General features: G+C 52.3%; 19 protein-coding genes and 1 pseudogene. 10 read left to right on the forward strand and 10 right to left on the reverse strand.

Annotation, left to right across the window (positions count from 1 at the left end; all coding sequences use genetic code 11):
- Positions 1 to 8: 8 nt before the first annotated feature.
- Genes AB5Y92_RS16155 through AB5Y92_RS16170 form a run of 4 tightly spaced genes read right to left on the reverse strand, consistent with a single transcriptional unit; the run spans position 9 to position 6,398 of the window.
- Positions 9 to 1,373, reverse strand: coding sequence for a tyrosine-type recombinase/integrase (locus tag AB5Y92_RS16155; protein WP_368227138.1), 1,365 nt, complete (start codon positions 1,371 to 1,373; stop codon positions 9 to 11).
- On the reverse strand, positions 1,373 to 1,903 hold the full coding sequence (locus AB5Y92_RS16160; RefSeq protein WP_323941365.1) for a hypothetical protein: 531 nt from the start codon (positions 1,901 to 1,903) through the stop codon (positions 1,373 to 1,375). Before AB5Y92_RS16160 ends, AB5Y92_RS16155 begins: the two co-directional genes overlap by 1 nt.
- Complete coding sequence (locus AB5Y92_RS16165) at positions 1,896 to 3,929, reverse strand: hypothetical protein (protein ID WP_368193056.1); 2,034 nt, start codon at positions 3,927 to 3,929, stop codon at positions 1,896 to 1,898. The genes AB5Y92_RS16160 and AB5Y92_RS16165 overlap by 8 nt, the downstream gene beginning before the upstream one ends.
- Positions 3,930 to 6,398, reverse strand: a complete 2,469-nt coding sequence (locus AB5Y92_RS16170; RefSeq protein ID WP_323941367.1) for a hypothetical protein — start codon at positions 6,396 to 6,398, stop codon at positions 3,930 to 3,932. It lies immediately after the preceding gene.
- Between the two features lie 245 nt (positions 6,399 to 6,643).
- Here AB5Y92_RS16170 and ligA point away from each other — a divergent pair.
- A pseudogene (gene ligA, locus AB5Y92_RS16175) lies at positions 6,644 to 7,510 on the forward strand (NAD-dependent DNA ligase LigA); the annotation flags it as partial.
- 79 nt (positions 7,511 to 7,589) lie between these two features.
- On the opposite strand, the gene AB5Y92_RS16180 reads toward ligA, so the two are convergent.
- Positions 7,590 to 8,564, reverse strand: a complete 975-nt coding sequence (locus AB5Y92_RS16180; protein ID WP_005338444.1) for an ABC transporter substrate-binding protein — start codon at positions 8,562 to 8,564, stop codon at positions 7,590 to 7,592.
- A 444-nt stretch (positions 8,565 to 9,008) separates the two neighbouring features.
- Between AB5Y92_RS16180 and nrdD the strand changes: the two genes are divergently transcribed.
- The 5 genes from nrdD to AB5Y92_RS16205 all read left to right on the forward strand — a co-directional run bounded on the left by nrdD (position 9,009) and on the right by AB5Y92_RS16205 (position 13,329).
- Positions 9,009 to 11,126: an anaerobic ribonucleoside-triphosphate reductase gene (gene nrdD / locus AB5Y92_RS16185; RefSeq protein ID WP_042079841.1), complete on the forward strand. Its 2,118-nt coding sequence runs from the start codon at positions 9,009 to 9,011 to the stop codon at positions 11,124 to 11,126.
- Positions 11,127 to 11,174: 48 nt separating this feature from the next.
- Positions 11,175 to 12,002 carry a hypothetical protein gene (locus AB5Y92_RS16190; protein WP_139732991.1) on the forward strand — a complete coding sequence of 276 codons (828 nt, stop codon included), beginning with the start codon at positions 11,175 to 11,177 and terminating at the stop codon, positions 12,000 to 12,002.
- A 12-nt stretch (positions 12,003 to 12,014) separates the two neighbouring features.
- The gene (gene nrdG / locus AB5Y92_RS16195; protein ID WP_042055243.1) at positions 12,015 to 12,524 is read left to right on the forward strand and encodes an anaerobic ribonucleoside-triphosphate reductase-activating protein; all 510 of its coding nucleotides are present in this window, start codon (positions 12,015 to 12,017) and stop codon (positions 12,522 to 12,524) included.
- A gap of 64 nt (positions 12,525 to 12,588) precedes the next feature.
- Positions 12,589 to 12,759, forward strand: coding sequence for a YqaE/Pmp3 family membrane protein (locus tag AB5Y92_RS16200; RefSeq protein WP_005338440.1), 171 nt, complete (start codon positions 12,589 to 12,591; stop codon positions 12,757 to 12,759).
- A gap of 177 nt (positions 12,760 to 12,936) precedes the next feature.
- The gene (locus AB5Y92_RS16205; protein ID WP_368227139.1) at positions 12,937 to 13,329 is read left to right on the forward strand and encodes a TonB family protein; all 393 of its coding nucleotides are present in this window, start codon (positions 12,937 to 12,939) and stop codon (positions 13,327 to 13,329) included.
- A 56-nt stretch (positions 13,330 to 13,385) separates the two neighbouring features.
- On the opposite strand, the gene AB5Y92_RS16210 is transcribed toward AB5Y92_RS16205, so the two are convergent.
- From AB5Y92_RS16210 to AB5Y92_RS16230, 5 genes are all read right to left on the reverse strand, one after another.
- Complete coding sequence (locus tag AB5Y92_RS16210; protein WP_042055249.1) at positions 13,386 to 13,742, reverse strand: MliC family protein; 357 nt, start codon at positions 13,740 to 13,742, stop codon at positions 13,386 to 13,388.
- A gap of 142 nt (positions 13,743 to 13,884) precedes the next feature.
- A complete protein-coding gene (locus AB5Y92_RS16215; RefSeq protein ID WP_338454184.1) occupies positions 13,885 to 14,613 on the reverse strand; it encodes a transporter substrate-binding domain-containing protein in 729 nt (242 codons plus the stop codon).
- A gap of 208 nt (positions 14,614 to 14,821) precedes the next feature.
- The gene (locus AB5Y92_RS16220; protein WP_368227140.1) at positions 14,822 to 15,919 is read right to left on the reverse strand and encodes a DUF2955 domain-containing protein; all 1,098 of its coding nucleotides are present in this window, start codon (positions 15,917 to 15,919) and stop codon (positions 14,822 to 14,824) included.
- Positions 15,909 to 16,964 (reverse strand): HlyD family secretion protein, encoded by a 1,056-nt coding sequence (locus tag AB5Y92_RS16225; protein ID WP_005338431.1) that lies wholly within the window; start codon positions 16,962 to 16,964, stop codon positions 15,909 to 15,911. The genes AB5Y92_RS16220 and AB5Y92_RS16225 overlap by 11 nt, the downstream gene beginning before the upstream one ends.
- 1 nt (position 16,965) lies before the next feature.
- A complete protein-coding gene (locus AB5Y92_RS16230; RefSeq protein WP_005349886.1) occupies positions 16,966 to 17,478 on the reverse strand; it encodes a MarR family transcriptional regulator in 513 nt (170 codons plus the stop codon).
- Between the two features lie 298 nt (positions 17,479 to 17,776).
- On the opposite strand from AB5Y92_RS16230, the gene AB5Y92_RS16235 reads away from it, so the two are divergent.
- The 4 genes from AB5Y92_RS16235 to AB5Y92_RS16250 all read left to right on the forward strand — a co-directional run bounded on the left by AB5Y92_RS16235 (position 17,777) and on the right by AB5Y92_RS16250 (position 22,941).
- The gene (locus AB5Y92_RS16235; RefSeq protein WP_174218983.1) at positions 17,777 to 17,947 is read left to right on the forward strand and encodes a hypothetical protein; all 171 of its coding nucleotides are present in this window, start codon (positions 17,777 to 17,779) and stop codon (positions 17,945 to 17,947) included.
- Positions 17,948 to 18,464: 517 nt separating this feature from the next.
- On the forward strand, positions 18,465 to 19,781 hold the full coding sequence (locus AB5Y92_RS16240; protein WP_368227141.1) for a 2-hydroxycarboxylate transporter family protein: 1,317 nt from the start codon (positions 18,465 to 18,467) through the stop codon (positions 19,779 to 19,781).
- Positions 19,782 to 19,804: 23 nt separating this feature from the next.
- Positions 19,805 to 21,355: an NAD-dependent malic enzyme gene (locus tag AB5Y92_RS16245; protein ID WP_368227142.1), complete on the forward strand. Its 1,551-nt coding sequence runs from the start codon at positions 19,805 to 19,807 to the stop codon at positions 21,353 to 21,355.
- 17 nt (positions 21,356 to 21,372) lie between these two features.
- Positions 21,373 to 22,941, forward strand: coding sequence for an ATP-binding protein (locus AB5Y92_RS16250; RefSeq protein WP_368227143.1), 1,569 nt, complete (start codon positions 21,373 to 21,375; stop codon positions 22,939 to 22,941).

The raw sequence follows: 22,941 nt of genomic DNA on the forward strand, positions 1-22,941 counted from the left end.
TCAGTATGCTAATTTCTTTCAAAAAATGGGCTTAAACTATCCAGTGAGTGAACAAGTTCTTCAAGAGCCTGTTTATCACCTATTTGTTCCTGACGTAACAGTTTTACAGTTGTTAGCATTTTTTGGACTCTTATTCTCAATGGGGTTGCCTCATTCTCTAAACCGAGAGTGTCACCACTATCTTCTCTATTATACTCTGTAGCTAAGTGGATATAGTGAGAAAGCGTTTGGTTGGATGCATGTAGCGTAACTTTTCTGCACGCAGTGCTAGCCACGCTCAAAATGTTGGAGAAACTCCCCGATGCAGTTAACTTTTTTATTTCCCTTGCGATTAACAGCGTAATAAATCTGTGACGAAAGGAGTGATTTGTTAGATGGCTTAGCTGGTGTCTGTACTTACTCGTGTTTATTACTTTTTTCGTATAATTTTTTAAGTATGCAGCTGTTAGTGCTTTTCCTGTCCTTGAGTCAACGAAAATAGCATCATGGTCAAGAGACTTGAAGGTTGCCTCTATTAACTGAACGTGCCAGAGTAGAATTTGTAAGTCCTCACTCGTGGTTTGCACCTGTCGAAATTTACCGCTATATTTTCCCTTGCTGACAGGAATGTTTCTGATGACTATTTTTTGATTGGGGGTAAATAATGACTTGGCAGCATCTTTTATCATGGAGCGCTTTATTTGATGAACTTCACTAATCCTAGAACCTGTGATATTTAATGCCGTAGTTAAGGCTTGCCATCTAGAAGTAAGAAATTCGGATAATTGAGGATGGTAGTTTGAGGTTTCAATGGCTTCATACCACATTAATAATTCATGGTCTCGTACATATTCCATATCATATGAAATATGAATCAATCCACTAAATGAGTCATGGTGGTTATACTTTGTTTCGAAGGTTCCTTTCTTGTACGTTTTGATAGAGTAATGAACTTTAAACTGCTTTTCAGGATCTTTTTGATTCGTAGATAAATTCCAATCAGCATTCCGGTTGGTTAGGAATATTATATAGTTTAAAGCTGTTTTTCCATGGGATAAGAGCGTGTCATCATTTATATCTCTTTCCTTTAGATGGGAAATAAAACTATACAAAGTGCTATCATTGATATTATTTAGCTCTATATCTAGTTCTTCAAGAAAGGAACAAAAGAGGTTTAGACTATAAGCCTTCTTGATAACGGTGGATGCTGATAACTTGACATTATAAGATCGCGCACCGCCACCTATCTCTGTTAAATATGCATTTGCGGCCCAGTCAAACGATCCTCCTTTTTTCATAATCATGGGGAGTGGCAATTCACGACTACCTCCAATTTTCCTGCTTGTTGCGAGAAATCTGAGATTAGTGTTTTTAGCTATAACTACCTTTGACATTATTTTACCTCCCATGCTCTATTTTTCCCGAGGATATTTGCCTGTTCGATAATCAACCGTCTATAGACATCATCAATTTGCTTGTCCTCTCTCCACTCATCTAAAAGTTGCATATATGCTCTGTACACCTCAGCAAGGGCAACACGTAACTCTTCATTTTCTTCTTTAATCTGGTTAACCTCTTCCCAGGTTAGTCCTGATTTTAAATTCTCATTACCGAGAGTGGGCTTATTTGAGAGCAGCCTTTTATTTGCTTTGGCAATGGAGTCAATTAATGTCGCTAGTTCTTTAGCGTTATGCTCCTTATGAGCTGTATTCCATGAATACTTAATGATACCAAGTTCTGGATCCTCCCACTGATGAACAGATGTCTCTGATATTGTCTCTGTTTTAATTTCTAATGATTTTGGAATGTCGTCATAATTATTTATCTGACTTAATAGCATAGATTTAGTCAGCATAGCCTGGGTTATAACATTCTTTTTGTCGATGACGCTTTGTGATGTCTCGCCCTTTTTAAACTTAGCCATCCGTTTCACCATCATTATTTTTAAAATAAAAGAAAACTTCATTGTTATCAATTTTATAGAAGCGAACTACTTGACCTGTTCTATTTTTGTGTTCTGTGATTAGGTCATGAACCAAGCCCTCTAGCACAGTATAAATAGTAGATGACTTTCTGGCTCGATTAACAATATCTTGAATAGTGTTATCGCCATGGATAATCTTGTTTAGAGTCGCACCGATCCTTGCTATTGTATTCTCAGCCTCTTCAATCCACTCATCATTGGGAGATATTTCTGCATAATAGAATGTTTGATCTAAGTTTGAATGCCCCATAAACCATGACAGTTCCTCAAGACCTTGGTCATCTGAAAAGTTGAAATATAAGACAGCAAAAAAGCGTCTAAATTGATGAGTTGTACAATACCATCTTTTCCCATCGATAAGTGGGGAGTTACACCAATCCTGGAACATATCTAAGCAGAATTTTATGTAGTCAAAACCTAAAGGTGTTTTGAGATAATCACCTGCACCATCATCCAATCTACCAGATGATATAGCTCTGTAGCTGATTGAGTTACTAAACAAATAGAGTTCATTTTCATCGGCAACCAAACTTCGTCGATCTTCAATCAAGCATGCTAAAGAAGAAAATTGTAATCCGTAATCATATATTAGGTCTGGAATCGGTCTGTGCACATCCTCTAGCTCATATCGTTCAGAGCTTTTGGGGATTTTTAATATGATATCGTAAAATTCATCTATAGGAGATTGAACAAAACAGTTTCTTTTCAATGTACGTAATGAGGTTGTACGAGCAGCAACAAAACTACAAATTGCAATCCACATTGCAGCAATATATAGCCTTACTGCTAAGCCTAAGGATATACTATAATCGGCGTTATCAAAGGATATTGTTTTTAGTTCATCTTTAGTGCGTTCCCATGATGTGATTTTTAAATCTTTTAATTTTTCAGGCATCAGTGTGTTATTAAACGCAAGTGTTCTAATTTCAGAGTTATAGCGAGCATATGCGGTCGTATTTGCAACATTTAGATTTTTAATTATATCCCTTTCAGTCTTGTAAATGTTTTCAATGAATACGTTCAGAGGTTTACCATACTCCCTAAGAAATCCAAGTGCAGATGAAATTGTATGAAGTGCAACATGAACAGGAATTAATGCAGTTTTTTCCTTGGCGATTAGTATATCAAATATCTCTCTTCCACTCTTGAATAGAGTCATAGGGCTATGTTGAAATTGATACTTCTGTGCAGCTCTAGAACTATATAAAGCCTCGATGGATGATATCGCATTACTTATAATACTTTCGGTCGGCAGAAGTATCTCGTCTAACTCTAATGGCTTTTCACATGCATTCTTGTATTTCCGCTTGTAGCTATTCTCTGGTTCTTTTTCTGCACTAAATTTATCATCTTCATTTAAGTATTTGTTTACTTTGTCTTTAAGGCTGAGAAATTCTCGCTTAGTGAGAAAAATACATGCTTTTATGTGGTTCCAATCAATGTCCTTGATACTGTTGTATTTTTCAGTAATTATTTCTATAGTTTTTTCAAAAACTTGTGCATTAACCCCATATGCTAATAAGAAACCCTTTAGGTCATCGTATTTAATTTCACCTAAGGTGCGAATAAAAGGCTCACCATCAATAATTCTCCGTTCGTTCGTATGGTATATGAGATGTATAGCAGTCTTAACAATGGTTTTAACAGTGTTGGAACTTGTTATTTTACCATTTATATCTAAGTATAAAATACTATGTTGAATATCGGTCAGTAATGATTGATTTACCTTATCTCCCAGGCGCTCATTTGGTGCCGTCTCCATGGTTTCAAAATTTAAACTATGACTTCTAATGTTATTGTTATCATAAAACCTACGCTCAATACCATTTGAGGCTAACAACCATTGGCGATCGTTTGCTGATTCATTCAGCATCCATCTTGGTCTAGGATATGTTGAGTCAGCAGCCATAGCTTGAATTTTTTCTGGGTCTACCAATTCTTTTATTGGTGATATTTTTCTGTTCATTTATGAACTCTCTTGCTCTATTGACTTATGAGCATTTCGCAACATGATTTTTAAAGGTGTATTAGAGGTGGACACCATATTTATAACATCTGAGCATAATTTCTTTAGGTGCTCATCCTCTCCTTCTTTAGCATAAACAATCGCTAACTTTAGATTTTTTTCTGAAACACAGAAATATACTGATTGTTCACGTTCATCATTACTAGGTTTTACTGTCAGGCTATTGAACAATTCCCCGCCCATTTCAGGGTTAGAAAATGCACTTGCAAGCTGAGCCTTGAATTTACTCTCGCTGAGGTGGACTGATTCGAAGGGGGGGGAATTATTAGCTATAGCCATAAACAATAATATTCTTTGGAATGAACGGATCTTCACCCTGTAAATTAACTCTGTTAGATACTTTGGTATGTATCTATTTAAAGTTGTTTTAACAGTATTGCCAAAATATGTCGCGGTGCGCAGTGCATCACCATGTGACTGTAGGTAGATTAGTATTCCTTTAGATACTCTTACTTTTTTTAAGGTTGCATCATTAATTACATCTATATTGCTTTCACTTGTAACATGGTTTCGAATCTGCTTGAAGCCACGTTGAAAATCATCAGCTCTACACTTTGATATTCCTCTAATTGTCATGCATAGCCACAGGTTGTGATCAAGCGCAACATTACGCGCATTTTCAGTCATTTCCATAGCCATTTTAAGACAAATGGATGCGTCAATATCTTGAGCTTTAACTTTAGCTATAGGAGTTAAATCACCAATTGCTTTTCTAGTTCGTGCATATCTAGCCCGTGGTTTTATTGTCCTGACTCTAACACTACCGTCATCATCTACCTGCATAAACTCTACTCCATAACTAGTAGCAAATGCTTTCATGGTGTAGAGAGAGTAAGGATTAATACCCAGCTCTTCTGTAATGATAATCTGCATAGCTGATGCTGTAATGATAGTTAGACCTAGGTATTGCAACGCATCTTCTTGAAGAATAACCTCGTTTGTTTCATTTCCTTTTGTGCCTTGGATTAACTTATGATAGTTTTGAGTGAAATATGCAACAGTGTTTTCTAACCTTAGAGCGTTGTGTTGACTGAATGAGTTATTTTTAGCTCGTGCAGATTGAGTATTACTTTGAGTTTCTTTCCCATAGTTGCTTATAGCGATTAAACTTGGAGCGTCACAAAATTTTTTGTATGACTCATAAACAATGTTTTTTGCGTATGATAAGAGCGCTTGAATATTGTTTTTAATTTCTTTCTCTATCTGTTCTAGAAAAGATTTTGAATCAATGACATGTTCCAATAAGTCTTCTTCATATATGTTGGTTTTTGAAATTATTGGATTGTCATCTCTTATTTTTTCTGTATTAGTATCCCTGCGTAAGTTGTTTGGAAGATCAATGCTATTTGGTAATAAACCATGTTTAATTAAGACGGAGATACAGTTTTTAACATGTTGAAATTTCATATACGCAGTGTTTCTTTGAAGGCGGTTAAGCAAATCTCCCCTAAAGGTAGACAGTTCACCCTGTATTAAGTTGGGTTGTTGATACCACTTACTACTTATTGATGATATGTGTTTAAGAAATGCTCCAATAGGCTCTCTATGATGTTTTACAATCTTGAATGAATTTACGTGTTCTTTGACTCGTTGTGCAATGTCAGGAGGGCAGGTAGAAGACAATATGTCATTGAACTCATCATCGGAGCCTTGTTTTTTTGTCGCTTGGCTTAAGAATGATGACGGTAACACTTTACTTTTGCATAAGGCATACTGAGCTTCATCCTTCTTTTTGAGAATTGGCGTTATAGCGGAAAGAATATTCCCTTGAAAATAGTTACTGTCAACTAAATATTTAAATAAATTTGAATATGTGAAAAGCAATAAATTAAAGACCTGTAAGGATTTTGTGTAAGTCGTAGTGTGCGCAATAATATAACTAAGAGTTTCCGTTAGTTCTGATAAATTCCTTTCGTTGAATATGCTCTTTAAAGGGATTATATATCTGGCTAGGTTTATTGATAGCACTTGTTGATGTGGTAAATTGCATGAGTATAAGAATAAGGAAATTAGATCATATATATCATGATTGAGGTGAGGGCGAATTGTTTCTAGATGAGTAGGTAGCCCAGGATAAATTTTTCCATCCGTGCTAGATGGTAGTTTAATGTCAAAGTTGAAGCGTTCTAATTGATGGGAGGGGAGACTCTGCGCTCTGTAATTTTGAAATATATCCTCTGTGATTGTTCTTTCTAGCGTTGACTCTAGTTCATTAAGAGGCTGCCCTGAAAATGCTTCATTTTTCTTCATGAAAAGAATGAATTTTTTCAATGCAAGAATATAGTTATTAGCAACCCTAAAATTATACTTGTGGCTTGCAATAACGCAATATAGTTCTATGAACTCATTAATGTGAATGGTGTTTTTTGAGTTCAACGCATCTCCATAACCCGTAACGGATACCAACATGACTCGTAGTAGCCTATTGGCGTACTCATTTGATGCTGTGCTGTTGAACGTTTTAAGCCATAAAATAATTTCATCGCTAAGATGCGTCCCCAAGTGTGTGTAGATAGCCTCGATTCGCTTGCTCGACACGATGAATACTGCCCTAGTTGAAAGTTTCACATAGAAAGCGTAGTCCTTTTTTGGCTCTGCAAGCCCGAAAATGCTGATTTTTTCTAAATGAAATGAAAAGTGTGAGGTGACACTTAGACGTGATCCCGCAGATCGTCGCCGTGGTGGAGGCGCAGCGCCCAAGCGACGCCCGCGCGATCCTGTTCCCGACCGAGTGTCCGGTCTGTGGCTCTGCGGTGGAGCGGCTGGAAGGAGAGGCTGTTGCCCGCTGCTCCGGTGGCCTGTTCTGCGAGGCGCAGCGCAAGGAGGCGATCAAGCACTTCGCTGCCCGTCGTGCCATGGATGTGGACGGCCTTGGCGACAAGATTGTCGAGCAGCTGGTAGACAAAGGGCTAGTGAAGACTCCCGCCGATCTGTTTAGCCTCAACGCCATCCAGCTGGCCGGTCTTGAGCGGATGGGGCAAAAATCGGCCCTCAATCTGGTAGCCGCAATCGATGCTGCGCGTAGTACCACCTTGCCGCGCTTCCTGTTTGCTCTGGGGATCCGCGAAGTGGGGGAGGCGACTGCGCTCAACCTTGCCAACCACTTCCTCACCCTGGATGCCCTGCGCGCAGCTTCGGTGGAGCAGCTGCTCGAAGTGGCCGATGTGGGCGATGTGGTGGCCAAGCATGTCTACTACTTCCTGCGTCAGCCCCACAACGTGGAGGTGTTGGAGGCTCTGCTGGCTGCCGGCATCCACTGGCCGGCCATCGAGAAGAAAGAGGCCGCGGAGCAACCCTTTGCCGGCAAGACCTTCGTGCTGACCGGCACCCTGACCACCTTGTCGCGCAACGACGCCAAGGCGGCGCTGCAGGCGCTGGGGGCCAAGGTGGCGGGTTCGGTATCTGCCAAGACCGATGTGCTGGTCGCGGGGGAAGCGGCCGGTTCCAAGCTGACCAAAGCACAAGAGCTGGGTATCACCATCTGGACCGAAGAGGAGCTGCAACAGGCGTTGCAGGGCTGATAGCCCTCACCAATCCTAACCGCAGCTCCTGATAAAAGAGAACCCGGCATGGCCGGATTCTCTTTTTTTGTTTCGGCGGTCACTCACGCCAGAGGATCTTGTGGCGCCATTTGTCGGGCACGGTGAGCTGCCAGCGGGCCAGCTCGCTCTTGCTGAAGACATATTCGCCGCGCAGGGCCGCGCGCGGGGAGATGGTACGGGGCAGGGTGCCCGCCAGTATGGTGTTGATGAGGCTGGCTGCCTGTATCCCCTGATCGTGGCCGTCCAGCACCAGCCCGCCGATGGCCATCCCCTTGCCGACGGTAAATTCCCAGAAACAGAAGAGCGGCACCGGCGTGTTGGCGCTGGTCCACTCCAGCACCGTCTTTTCGCTCACATGCTTGCCATTGTCATCGACCAGCGTGTGGTAGAGGCCGAGGAAGATCGCCTGATAGCCGTTCTTCTTGGCGTTGAGCACTGCCTCCTGCCAGAGGCTGTAATCCCCCATCAGCTGGCTGTTGATCCTGGTCTGGCCGACCCGCAGCTCGGTCTGGGTCTTGAATTCATCCTCAATGGCAGTGAGGGCCACATTGCTGGAATCAAACAGCACCAGCGCCTTGTCGAGCCCCCCCATCATCTGGCTTATTTCGCTGATGTTGCGCTTGAGCAGGGGGCGCTCCAGCACGCCGGTGATCTTGGGGTGGCCGACAAAGCCCTTGAGGCGCGGATTCTCGTTCATGCCAAGAAATACCACCGGGGTACCCAGCGAGGCTATCTCGTTGGCCAGATAGTTGATGGCGTTGTCATCCCCCAGTACTACCAGATCCGGTTTGCTCTTCAGATAAAAGGCGATGGCTTGCTGGGCTATTTCGTCGAACTTCTCCCGTGGATGGCGTTTGGTGTCCATATAGAAGTGGGTGATCTTGTGCTCCCCCTGCAAGCCATCGAGCAGCCCTTTGTTGTAGCTTTGGTCCCACAGGTATTCGGGATGGTAGCTGCTGATCACCAGAATGTTGGCGGCCCAGAGCGGCAGAGAGAGGGTGGATAGCAGTAGCAACAGCAGGGAGGTGCGCATGGGTTGTCCCTTGTCGAGGGGAGAGAGTTCTTGTTCAGTATGGGCGGTTTTGGTTGGTGCTGTCATCTCGAAACCGGTGCTGCGGGGGGGCGATTTTTTTCGGGTTGATAGATCGGACGCCAGCCCGCACCCTGCTTGAGGTTGGATTTGAATGGGGCTATTTTTGGTTGGTCGTGAACTGTCCCGCTCGCTGAAAAACCTGTTCTGGATCAAGAAATGAGGCTGCGCTTTGGTGCCTAATAGACACCACATATAGGGACGCATTCGTTTTTAATCCCTATATGTTGTGTTATTAAGCTGTGTATAAGCTGTTCCCTTCCTATCTTCAGCCCAGGCTTGTCAAGCCTCGGCTGAATTTATTTGCGTCCAGGACGAGATGCCGGGAGGGGGGCCCAACAAGGGTGAGCCAGAGGCAAATGCCTGGCCTTTTAACGGGGAAAATTCATGAAACCGGTTGTGATCAAACGTGACGGATGTCGCGCACCATTCAATGCCCAGCTGATTGCAGAGGCGGTCAGCCGAGCGGCGGAAGCGGTCAATCAGGCCAATCCGGCACTCGCCTCCCGCATTGCCAATGCGGTGAGTCAGGAGCTGGAAGGGCGTGGTGAAGTTGATATCCACGAGATCCAGAACCGGGTCGAAAACCACCTGATGGCTTCCGACGACAAGGCCATCGCCCGTGCCTATATCGAATATCGCCACGACAGGGATCAGGCTCGCGAGGCGCGCGGCCGTCTGGCGCAGGAGATCCGCGGTCTGGTCGAGCAGACCAACGCCGCCCTGCTCAACGAGAATGCCAACAAAGACTCCAAGGTGATCCCGACACAGCGCGACCTGCTGGCCGGTATCGTCGCCAAGCACTATGCCACCAGCCACATGTTGCCCCGTGATGTGGTTCAGGCTCATGAGAGCGGTGATCTGCATTTCCACGATCTCGACTACTCGCCGTTCTTCCCGATGTTCAACTGCATGTTGATCGATCTGAAAGGGATGCTGACCCACGGCTTCAAGATGGGCAATGCGGAGATCGATACCCCGAAATCCATCAGCACCGCCACCGCCGTCACAGCCCAGATCATCGCCCAGGTGGCGAGCCACATCTATGGTGGCACCACCATCAACCGCATCGACGAAGTGCTGGCTCCCTATGTAACCATCAGCTGGCAGAAACACCGTGAAGTGGCCGAAGAGTGGGGTATTGCCGATGTGGAAGCCTACGCCATGGCTCGCACCGAGAAAGAGTGCTACGACGCCTTCCAGTCGCTGGAGTACGAAGTCAACACCCTGCACACCGCCAACGGTCAGACGCCCTTCGTCACCTTCGGCTTTGGCTTGGGGGACAGCTGGGAGTCGCGGATGATCCAGCGTGCCATCCTCAGCAACCGCATCGCCGGCCTTGGCAAGAACAAGAAGACCGCCGTGTTCCCGAAACTGGTGTTTGCCATCAAGGATGGCCTCAACCACAAGCAGGGCGATCCCAACTACGACATCAAGCAGCTGGCGCTGGAGTGTGCCTCCAAGCGGATGTATCCGGACATCCTCAACTACGACCAGGTCGTGAAAGTGACCGGCTCCTTCAAGACCCCCATGGGTTGCCGCTCCTTCCTCGGTGCCTACGAGGAGAATGGCGAGCTGATCCACGAAGGTCGCAACAACCTGGGTGTGGTGAGCCTCAACCTGCCGCGCATTGCCCTGAAATCCCGTGACGAAGCGGATTTCTGGGATCGTCTCGATGCCTCCCTGCGGGTCGCCAAGAAGGCGCTGATGTACCGCATCACCCGTCTGGACGGGGTGAAAGCGCGGGTTGCTCCGATCCTCTATATGGAAGGGGCTTGCGGTGTGCGGCTGAAGGCGGACGACAACGTCAGCGAGATCTTCAAGAACGGTCGTGCCTCCATTTCCCTCGGTTATATCGGGGTTCACGAGACCATCAACGCCCTGTTTGGTGACAAGGTGCACCTGTTTGACAGCGCCGAGCTGCAACAGAAGGCCATCGCCATCATCGCCCGTCTCAGGGCAGCCATCGACGAGTGGAAAGAGGAGACTGGCTACGGCTTCAGCCTCTACTCCACCCCGAGCGAGAACCTCTGCACCCGTTTCTGCCGCATCGATGCCAAGGAGTTTGGCGTGGTATCCGGCGTGACCGACAAGGGTTACTACACCAACAGCTTCCATCTCGATGTGGAGAAGCAGGTCAACCCGTACGACAAGCTGGACTTCGAGGCGCCCTATCCGCCCATCGCCAGCGGCGGCTTCATCTGCTACGGCGAGTACCCCAACATCCAGCACAATCTGGAAGCACTCGAAAACGTCTGGGACTACAGCTATGACAAGGTGCCCTACTACGGTACCAACACCCCCATCGACGAGTGCTACGACTGCGGCTTTACCGGCGAGTTCGAGTGCACCTCCAAGGGCTTTACCTGCCCGCGCTGCGGCAACCACGACCCGGCCAAGGTGTCGGTGACCCGCCGTGTCTGCGGCTACCTCGGCAGCCCGGATGCGCGCCCCTTCAATGCGGGCAAGCAGGAAGAGGTGAAGCGCCGCGTCAAACATATGTGACTAGGTTCGCTATTGTTCATAGTTGATAGATGTGTGCAGGAGTAAAATTTGAACGCTCAAATCAAAGTGAAGTATTTAAAAGAAAACTCACAAAATGTTCATATTATTCATTACTCCTGCCAAAACCTTGGAGATAACAATGAGAATTATTCTCCAAGGATTACATCAATAGCTGTATTGCACCGAGACAGCTCGACTATGCATAGCTTTTCTATACATTTGATTGCAGAGATAGAAAAAATAAAAAGAGAAAATATTCATGAGCATTATGATCTCCTTGAGGAGAAGATGCTTTGTTATTTTTTTAAGTTTGTATCTTCTATTCCTGATGCGATTTGGGTCCATTGGAATATGAGTAATATAAACTATGGTTTTGAAACTCTCTATCATAGATATAAAGTCTTATCTGGAATAAACCCTTCAAAGATTCCAGATTCCAAGAAAATAAACTTATCCTCCTTAATATCAGCGCTTTATGGTGATAGGTGTGTTGAGCATCCAAGAATGAAGAAACTTATGGAACTCAATGACGGAAATCATAAAGATTTATTGACTGGTGCTGAGGAAGTGGCTGCTTTTGAAAGCAAAGAGTATATAAAGTTACACAATTCAACAATGCAGAAAGTGTATTGGTTTAATCATGCCTTAGCACTTTCCTTAGCTAACAAGTTGAATACGAAAAACAATAGGTTTATACGTAGGATTAATTTTGTTTTAGATAGTACAGCGGCTAAAATATTAGGATTTGCAGCTATAGTGTTTACTATTATTCAGTTCGCATATTTTATCAACGATAAATATGCTATAGACCACAGTATAAAAACTGCTGGAGATAGAATTGAAAAAGAAATAAATATAAAAAGAATATCCCAATAAATGGATATATCTATGAAATACCACCAATACTACCCGGTCGATGTGATCAACGGCCCCGGCACCCGTGCCACCCTGTTTGTCTCCGGTTGTGAGCACCAGTGCCCGGGTTGCTACAACCAGAGCACCTGGCGGCTCGATGGCGGCCAGCCGTTCGATGAGGCGATGAGCGATCGCATCATTGCGGATCTCAACGACAGCCGCATCAAACGGCGAGGTCTGTCGCTCTCCGGCGGCGATCCGCTCCACCCGGCCAACGTGCCCCACGTGCTGGCACTGGTGAAACGGGTACGCGCCGAGTGTCCGGGCAAGGATATCTGGTGCTGGACCGGCTATCTGCTCGGCGAACTGTCAGAGGCCCAGCGCGAGCTGGTGGCTTTGCTGGATGTGCTGGTGGATGGCAAGTTTGAAAAGGCGTTGGCAGACCCGGGCCTGCTATGGCGTGGCAGCAGCAATCAGCAGATCCACGATCTCAATGCCTGGCGTGATGCGGGTGAGCGAATTCCCTGTCTGGTTTGCAGTTGAAGTCCGGGATGTTTATGGTTAGCCCATTCCAATCCTGACGACATTTTTGAAAAGGAGAGCCGAGATGAACAATCTGCTCAAGATCCTGCTGGCCATTTTCCTGCCCCCGGTGTGCGCGTTTATCCAGGTGGGCTTTAGCCTGCACTTTTTAATCAACATCGTGCTGACCCTGATGGGCGGTCTGCCGGGCATGGTCCATGCGCTCTGGCTGGTGGTGAGCGACAAGCGCGGCTGATGCCAGCGGATGGTTAGTGAGCTTATTGACGATAAAAGGGCCAACCTCTCGGGGTTGGCCCTTTTGTTCATGTTCATACGAATACTTTTTCGTTAGGATGGGTGACTGACCAAAAGGGCGCGTGTTGAGCGGCCCGCAGTCCGGCAACAAGCACCGGCAGAGAACAAGGAGCGTTACATGAAGTGGAAAGTCGCAGTATGGTCAGGTCTGGCAGTGACACTGTTGCTGGGGTGCTCATCCCGTCAGGAGGTAGCGCACGAGCGCGCTCCGATCGCTATCCCTTTCGAGCAGTTGTCCAGCTACTGGGTTCAGGAGAAGCAGTGGTCATGGCTTGGCAATGACGAGCCCGCCCTGCCGGCCAAACCGGTCAAGGGGTATGTGGACGTTCGCTATCAAATTGACGCCAGCGGCACGCCAGTCAAGCCGGAAGTGGTGGCGGCCGAGCCCCCCGGCGAGCTGGAACAGAGCGCGCTGGCGACCCTCTCGCGGATCCGCTACAGCCCGGCAGAGGGCAACCCGGATGCCATTCCGGTCGAGGTGACCAACCGCTTCGAAATCGAGATCAATTGATCCCCCACCACTCTGATGCCAGAGAAAGAGAGACCCCGGCCAGGCCGGGGTCACGTTTATTGCTGTTTGCAGTCGTTGTAGGCGGTCTGCCACTCGCCATCTTGATCCCGCAGCTCGACAAAGCCCTCATCCCCCTTGTTCCACCAGACGGCCTCGTGTTCGTCTGTATAGCGGGCACCGGAGGCCGAGATGGCTTGGGGCAGGGTGTAATCCTTGCCGTCCGGCAGAGACAGCTTGATAAAGTTGAGGCTCTCGTCGGAGAGGGAGAAGTAGCGCACCTGCACCTTCTTGCCCTGTTCGCACTGGTAACTGACCGGTTCGCCACCAGTGACTGAGAGGGTATTGCCCTGATTGCAGCCAGCGAGCAGGCCGAGGGCCAGCGCACCAGCGGCCATCATATGTGCCTTATTCATGATTACAGCTCCATTGGTGTCATACGGGCGTGAGCCTAACAGGTTGCCGTTATTGTGCAATCAGCGGGGCCATTCGGTGCGTCGCTGGCTGTCCGGCATACCGCGCGAGTATGAGGTGGCGCTATCAGGAAGGAATCGTCAATCAGTAGATGCCAAGTCTGGTTTCAAACTGGCGGATCAGCGTCTCATAGATGCCGTTGTTCTTGATCTTCTGCAGCCCCTGTTCGAACTGTTTGGCCAGCGCTTCCCCTTGCGGGTGGTGGCGGGAAAAGGCGAGCCAGAATCCATCAGTGGAGAGTTTGCCAACCTTGACCACCTTGCCGGTCAGCTGCTTCTGCTGGATCTTGAGGTAGCCCGGCATGCCGTTCATCAGGATGTAGTCGACCCGGCCGCGCACCAGCATCTCGAGGATCTGGGCATCGGACTTGGCCTGAAAGCGGGTGATTCTGGGGTTCTCCATAAAATCGGTGGGATAGGTGTAGCCTAGGGTGATGCCCACCCGCTTGCCCTCCAGCGAGGTGAGTTTGAGATCCCGTTGCGGTTCGCTGGCGAGGGCGAAGATGGCGAGATCCTCCTCGAACATGGGGGTATCGTGCCAATGGTACTGGTAGCGGTTCTCTTCGGTGATGGTGGCGTTGAAGCACCCCGCAAGTTTGCCGCTTTTCGCATCGTGCATGCAGCGGGCGAAGGGGAGGGTGCGAAAGACAATCTCGATCCCTTCGGCGGCGAACACCGCCTTGACCAGCTCAGGCGCCAGTCCGTGGGGCTGGTCATCCTCATTGTCCTTGTCGCGCTCGCAGTAGGGGGCCCAGTCATCTTCGGCACCAATGACAAGCGGGGTGGCCCCGAGCGGGCTGGTAGCCAACAGCATCAGACAAACCAGCCATTTTTTTAACAACGCGACCATAGGTACACCTCATCGACAGCAGCCTTACAAGCATAGCCGTACTTCTGCGCTGAGCTGTGGTGGGGGGGGGGATGACAAGGGAGGCACACGAGGGAGAGAAAAAACGCCCCGGCAGGCGACGGGGCGAAAGAGAGCTCATCCATGGGCTGACAACAGTGCTTACAACAGGAAATCAATAACCGAAGCGGGTCGCCTCGAAGCGATTGAGCAGCCGATGGACGAGGTAGCAGGCCAGCAGGGTGACCACGATGGCAAACAGTATGCTGCTCACCCGGTAGAGGGCGCTGAACACCAGATCGTTGCCCGGAGTGAGGTACTGGCCAAACAGGATGCCGAGGGTGGTGAGGGCGCCAAAGCCAACCCCGGAGCCGCCTGCCTCCTTGACGTGGGCATGGCTGAACAGCATGGCGCCGAGCCACAGCAGTGGAGCGACAAGCAGCAGTTGCCCTGACCAGTCATAGAGCAGCAGTTGGCCGAGCAGGCCGAAGGTGACCCCCAGCAAGGTACCCATCGCCCGTTTGCGGGCATAACTCAGCGCACCGTTCCAGTGCATGGGGAACAGCACCAGCAGGGTTGTGGCCTGGGCAGACATGGAGTCGCGCAGGTCAAACACCTGAAATACCAGAAACGACAGGGTGGCCACAGTGGCACCCAGCAGGGCTTCATGGCGCATCCGGTGCGGTGCCTTGGGGGCCGAGGCGGGCTTGGGTCTGGCCTCCACATCCGGGATCAGCATGGTCATCAGATAGGCGATCAGCACCGACAGCACGCTCGCCCAGATATTGTTGAGGATCAGGTCGTTGAGGTCGGTCTGCGGATAGCTGGCAAAGTGCAGCATGATGCTGAGGCTCAGTACCCCGTTGGCCCCGAACAGAAACAGGCTGCCCCGCGACATGGCGGCGAAGCGGTAGAGAAACAGCAGAAAGGCGATGGGGGTCATCAGCGCCGGATGGCTGCCAAACAGCCCCCCCAGCAGCCCGACCTCCACCCCACAGACCACCGCCGCCGCTATCAGCTGGCGTGCGGCATGGCCATTCATCACCGGCACCATCCCCAGCAGCAGCACAGGCGTGACCGTATAGAAGACCCCGTAATTCCAGCCAAACAGCTTGCAGAGCAGAAAGCCCTTGGTGCAGCCAAAGGCGATGCGCAGGCACTGGCGCAGCTCGTTGCCGGTGAGGGGCCGATACCAGAGGTGGGTGGCAGCAACACCGGCGGGGTGGGCTGGGGCAGTATTGGCCAACGGGTGAGTGGCGTGGTTAGTAGACATAATGGAGCAGGCTGAGCAGGTGGATCTGGCCCCGTGCCAGCATGGCGGTCAGGGCATTGTCCGGCAGCAGTTGCACCGTGGCCCGAGCCCCGGCTGGCAGATGGTCGGGGAGCTGCTCCAGCTCGAGGTGCAGCCGCATCCGCTGGGCATCCCGTACCCAGCGATCAGACTCCACCGGCGCGGCCAGTCGACCATTGGCATCAAACTGACCGGCGCTCACTCCGGCATCCAGACTGCTCACCCGAGCAGGATAGAGCTGACCTGGCTCGCCATCGAAGGCGACCAGTGCACGGGTTTGCTCGCCGACATGGCGCAGGCTCTTCTCCCGAAAATCGGCAATGACGTCCACCTGTTCCGACACCAGCGCCAGCAGCGGGCTGCCCGCGCTGGCGATGCTGCCCGGCTTGAGCTGCAGGTTGGTGATGGTGCCATCCTGATCCGCGTGAACCTGGCTGTAAGAGAGGGCCAGCTGCGCTTGCGCCAGCTTGTTGCGGGCCTGGCGCAGCAACAGATTGTCCTCACCGGTCACGCCACGACTGGCCTTGATCTGGGCCAGTTTGGCCTGACTGGCGCGCAGGTTGGCCTGGGCGCTGCGCAGGGCGCTGTCAGCCTCATCTTTTTGTTGCAGCGAAACCATGTGACGTTGGTACAGCGCATCGATCCGCTCAGCCTCGCGCCACTTCTGGCTGGCCAGGGTCTCTTTGGCGTTGATCTCGGCAACGGCGGCGGTCAGGGCGGCATCCAGTTCACTGTTCTGCTGCTCTGCCTGCGCCAGCGCAAGGCGGGCCTGCTCCACTGCCAGTTCAAAAGGGGCCGGATCCAGCCTGAACAGCAGCTCTCCTTTCTTGACTTGCTGGTTGTTGTGAACGGCGACCTCGATCACCTTGCCGCTCACTTGCGGGGCCAGCTTGGTGACCACCCGGGTCGCCATCGCCTGAGGGGTGAGGGGCATCAGCAGGTCGGCTATCAGAAAATAGGCAAACAGGGTGGCAAAGCCCGCCATGGACCATTTGATCCAGCGGGTAAATTGTTGATCCGGGGTCATCTTATTCTCTCTCTGTGTCGGTCTCGGGAGGACTTGTATCGCCTCCGGCTTGTCGGTCGTGGTGTTGTTCAATCTTGCTGAGGGCGTTGGCCGAGATCCGCTGCACCGTGGCTTCGAACAGCTGCAGGGTCTGCTCGTCGATGCCCCCCAGCAGCTCCCGGCGGATATTCATGATGCGGTCGGCGATCTGATCGAGCAGGGTCTGGCCAGCCGGGGTCACGCAGACGATGCGGGCCCGCTTGTCCTGACTGCAGCAGTGACGCTCAATCAGTCCCTGCTCTTCCAGCTGGCCCAGGGTGCGCATCAGGGAGGGGAGCTCTATCTCGAGGGCTTCGGCCAGGGTCTTCTGGCTGACATGGTTCCCCATGCGGGAGAGCTTCCACAACGCGGTCCAGCGGGGATGGGTGAGGCCAAGGGGAGCCAGCTCCAGATCGGCGGCAGTACGCCATAGCCGGTGCATCCGCGCTATCTGCTCGGCGAGCGACAGCTCGCGCAACCTTTCCAGATCCGTCATCTTCTCATCCTCAATGTACTTAGCCTGCTAAGTATCATACTTGTTTAGCAGGCTAAGTAAATAGTGTGGTGCGGATCATGTTTCTGGTCGGATCTTTCGCTGGTGCGAGTTAGCAGCATTCGAGCCCCTGATATTATTCTCGGGGCTGATCCACTCGAGGCTCTCTTGCCGATTCGGATATTGCGCCGTGAATGGAGGATATCCGGCGATTATTTTCATGAAATTTTCAGCTTCAGCGAGCAGCTCTTTTTTTATCCGCTAATATTGATGGGGTTATAAAACAAGGGGGAAACGGGTTGTGGATGGATATGACAGTGGATGTGTGTATCTGGCAATTGAAGCGCTGTTGAGTGATGGGGAATATGGTGCAGAGTCACACCATGGCGTGAATCGGGAAGGCGTTATCAGAAGTACCGATATCAGTCATGATTTTGACCCCGCCAATATTCCATTGCTGTTGGCAGAATAGACCTGACCGTGTGTGATCCTTGTGAGTTCAAGCCAGTGCTCTGGTATTCGCTGGCTTGGCTCATCACTATTTTAATCTCCCCTTTTTGCATCTTTCTCCTCACCCTTTTTCATCGTGCGTGCTTCCTGCACGCCGACTCAAACCCTGATGTGGCACTCCGTGGCACTCGCGTTATGGCGATGACATTGCCCGCTGATTATCACTCACAGGAGCTGTGGCGATAAATGGTCGCAGAGCTTGTCATCTGGCTCTGTTATTTCCCCGAAGGGGGGAGATCATCGCATTGTTATTACTGCTGATCACCCAAATATCCGCCATTATGGTCGCTCGTTTTATCACCCTATTTCCTGACTTGGTCGGGTATCGGATGTCTGGTGTTCTATTGTGCTGCGCACGTTGGTGGCACCATGATGTTTAAGTTTTTAATGTTTTTATATGGCTTTGCAGTCTGGCTAACCGACAGGGGAGAGAGGGAACAATAAAGTAGCGGCCACAATCACACGCAGAGTACATAACAATGAAAAACCTCTCACCCCTACAAACCACACAAGAAAAGGCCGCCTTTATGGGCGGCCAACAAATTGCCGGTATGCCGCTCTTTATATTTCTCGGGTTGGCGACCTGTGTTCTCTTTTCCGGCTGGAACGGCTCGTTGCCGCTGGGCATGGTCGGTGCGCTGGCACTGATGTTTGTACTGGGCACCCTGCTGACCGAGCTGGGGGAGCGGATCATGCCGATCCGCGAATACCTAGGGGGTGGCACCATCCTCGCCATCTTTGGCGGCGCCGCCCTGTTCGAATACCAGCTGCTGCCGGTGCAGGCGGGGCAGGTCATCACCAACTTCATGAAGGAGGGAGGCTTTCTCAACTTCTTTATCGCCAGTCTGGTGACCGGTTCGGTGTTCGGTATGAGCGGCGCTTTGCTGAAAAATGCCGCCATGCGCTACCTGCCGGTCATTCTTGGTGGCGTCGCACTGGCACTGCTGAGCGTTGGTCTGGTCGGCTCCCTGATGGGGTATGGCTTCAAGAATGCGGTGCTGCTGATCGGCCTGCCGATCATGGGCGGTGGCATGGGGGCTGGTGCGGTGCCCTTGGTGGAGATCCTCTCCGGCCCGATGCAGATGTCCAGTGCGGATCTATTGTCGCGCATGGTACCGGCGGTGGTGATCGCCAATACCCTGGCCATTTTGGTGGGCTCCCTGCTGGCGCGGCTCGGTCGCCGTTACCCCTCCCTGACCGGCAACGGCAAGCTAATGGTCAAAGAGAATAGCCAGAACATTGCTGACGAGCAGGCCGAATCGCCGACCCTGCAGAGTCTGGGTATGGGCCTTTTCATCAGCTCCAGCATGTTTGTGCTGGGCTCCCTGCTTGGCAACTTTATCCCCATGCACCCCTTTGCCCTGATGATTTTGGCGGTCGCTTTTATCAAGGTGAGCGGCCTGCTGCCGCGCCGTTATGAGCAGGCGGCGGCCGACTGGTATCAGTTTGTGGTGAGCAACCTCACTCCCTCCCTGCTGGTGGGGATCGGCGTCGCCTATACCAGTATTCCGGAGCTGATCAGTGCCTTCTCCATCAGCTACTTCGTGCTGGTCATGGTCACCGTAATCGGTGGCGCCCTCGGCGCGGCGCTGGTGGGCCGGATGATCGGCTTCTACCCCATCGAGGCGGCCATCACCGGCGGGCTCTGTATGGCCAACATGGGCGGCACCGGCGACGTAGCCGTGCTCTCGGCGGCCCAGCGGATGAAGCTGATGCCCTTTGCCCAGATCTCCTCTCGCCTTGGCGGCGCCGTGATGCTGATTTTGGCCACCGCCCTTATCTCCCTGCTCGCCTGATACCGGATTGAGGAACAAACAAAATGAACGACATCATGATGGGCACCAGCCTGCCCTATGCCGAGCGCAAGCGTCAGGGGGTGCGGGGTCGCATGCCCCACAAGGAGGAGTCCCTCTCCCAGCTGCGGCGCCGGATCTACCGATTGGTCAGCGCCATGCAGAGTCCGTTTGACCAGCATCTGCTGCTGCGTCAGCTGCAGGAGGACAATCCTGTTCTCTTCTACGATCTGGTGCGTCACCACCTGCCGGAGCTGCTGCCGATCATCTACACCCCGGTGGTGGGGGAGGCGTGTCAGCGCCACAGCGATCTCTATCTGCGCAGCCACGGTCTCTATCTCTCCTGGCATGACAGGGACGATCTCGACGACATCCTCGAGTCGGTGGAGCAGGAGGTGGACGTGATCGTCATCTCCGACGGCGAGCGGGTGCTGGGGCTTGGCGATCTCGGTATCGGCGGCATGGGGATCTGTATCGGCAAGCTGGCGCTCTACTCCGCCGCTGGCGGCATCAACCCGGCGCGCACCCTGCCACTCTGCGTCGATGTGGGCACCAACAACCCCGAGCTGCTGGAGGATGACTCCTACCTCGGCTGGCAATCCCCGCGCATCGACGGCGAGAGCTACTACCACTTCATGGACAAGGTGGTGGCCGCCATTCGCAAGCGCTGGCCGCAGGTGGTGCTGCAGTTTGAAGACTTTGCCGGCAAGCATGCCGCCAACCTGCTGACCCGTTATCGGGACGAGCTCTGCATGTTCAACGACGATATTCAGGGCACGGCGGCGGTCGCCTCCGCTTGCGTGCTGGCCGGGTTGCAACAGGCGGGGACCACCCTCAGTGATGCCCCGGTGCTGATCGTCGGAGCGGGCTCTGCCGGTTGCGGCATCGCCGCCATGCTGGCCCAGGTGGCGGGGAGCCACAACGGCGTCTGGCTGTTTGATCAGGACGGGGTGGTCTGCGCCGATCGTCCCAACCTGACCCGCGCTCAACAGCCGTTTGCCCGTGCCGTGGAGGAGGGGAGCAGTTCGCTGCTGGAGACCATCCGGCAGGTGCGTCCGGCGGTCTTGATTGGCGTGAGCGGGCAGGGTGGCCTCTTTACTGGCGAGGTGCTGCAGGCGATGGGGGAGGTGTGCGATCAGCCGGTGATCCTGCCACTCTCCAACCCGACCCGCAGCGCCGAGGCCACCCCCGAGCAGGTGTGGGCCGCCACAGATGGCCGCGCCCTGCTGGCCACCGGCAGCCCTTTTGCGCCGGTGACGGTGGCGGGTGAGCGGCGGGTGGTCTCCCAGTGCAATAACGTCTATGTATTCCCGGGGATTGGTCTTGGTGCCTGCGCAGTGAAGGCGCGCCGCATCAGCGATGGCATGTTGCTGGCCGCGGTACGGGCGGTCGGTGCCTATCCGCTGTTGGCGGGTCGGCTGCTGCCCCCCATCGAACAGGTGGGGGAGGTGGCCCGCGCCGTCGCCAGAGCGGTGGCACTCTGTGCCCGCGAGGAAGGATTGGCCGATTTTGTCGGCGATCCGGCACCTTTGATTGACCAGACCTGGTGGCATCCGCACTATTGGGCAGCGTCCTGACGTTTTAAGGTATGTGCATGAAACTTCGCCACCAGTTGGTCACCCTCTCTCTTGGGCTCTCCCTGCTGCTGATCCTCATTCTGGGCAGTCTGCTGGCCCTCTTTATCCGCCATCTGCTGGAGAGCAATCTGCAGGATAAGGGTAGCGATCTGGCACGGGTGATGGCGGCGGATACCCGGGTGGTCGAAGCTCTGCGCCAGGGCAGTGATCCGACTCTGCGCGACTATGTGGAGGCGGTCTGCAATCGCACCGACGCCACCTATATGGTGGTGACCGATGAGCATAGTCGCCGCCTCAGCCACCCCAACCCCGAGCTGGTGGGACAGAAGTTTCGCGGCGAGGATATCTGGCCCGCGCTGCAGGAGCGGCGCAGCTACTGCTCCAAGGATCGGGGCACCATGGGGCCGGCGATCCGCTGCTTCTCCCCGGTGGTTGGCGGGGATGGGCGCGTCATGGGGGCCGTGGTGGTGGGCTACCTGATGCAGCAGGTGGAGGGCATCTACATGGAGCGGGTGGCCCTGCTCATCAGCGCCATCGTTGCGGTGCTGGGGTGCGGCCTGCTGCTGGCGCTCTGGGTGCAATACCTGCTGCGCAAGACCCTGCTCGATTTGGAGCCGGAGGCGATCGTGCGCCGCTTTACCCTGCAGGATCTGGTACTTGAGCACATCACCGAAGGGGTCATCGCCCTCGATGGCCGCGGCAATATCAACATGATCAACAGCACCGCCAGCTATCAGCTGCGGCTGCCGGTCACTGGGCGCCACGCCCTGCAGGGGCAGTCGCTGGCGGAGCTGGTGCCGCCCCTTGCCCCCTGTCTGGAGCAGGAGGGTGGGGAAGTGAGCTTCACCATTCAGGGGGAGTCCTTTGTCGGTCGCTGGCAGGCGGTGCAGGGCAAGGCGCTGGGGCGGCTGCTGATCTTCAGTCGTCCGGAGGTGGCCGCCAGTCTGGGGGTGCAGGTGACCCACCTGCGCCAGTATGCCGAGATGCTGCGGATGCAGAGCCACGAGTTCGCCAACAAGCTTAGCAGCCTCTCCGGCTTGTTGCAGCTGGGCCATGTGGATCAGGCGGTGGAGCTGATCCAGCAGGAGAACGAAGCGTGCCAGACCATGCTGCAGGAGCTGCTGCGGCTGATCGACAACAAGCCGGTGGCGGGGCTGATTCTCGGCAAGTTCAGCCGGGCTCGCGAGCTGGGGGTGACCCTGGAGCTCGATCCCGATTCGGCGCTGGCGGAGTATCCGGCCTCGGTCTCGGCCGATCTCATTACCCTCATTGGCAACCTGCTGGACAACGGCCTGCAGGCGGCCTGGCGCAACCGCCAGCAGCGGCCGCCCCGGGTGCTGCTCTCTCTGTGCGATGTGGGGCGGCGACTGGTGATCGAGGTGGAGGATAGCGGCGAGGGGGTCGACGAGGAGCTGGCCGACCATCTGTTCGATTACGGGGTGAGTCGCCAGAGCGGCGATCACGGTGTGGGTCTGTTCCTGGTCAAGGAGACCGTGGGTCGGCACGAGGGTGTGATAGAATGGCGGCGAACCGCCGAGCAGACCACCCTGTTTGGTATCTACTTGAATAAAAACCAATTAATGTGA

Source organism: Aeromonas sp. R1-1 (genome assembly GCF_040908495.1).
Lineage (GTDB): Bacteria > Pseudomonadota > Gammaproteobacteria > Enterobacterales > Aeromonadaceae > Aeromonas > Aeromonas veronii.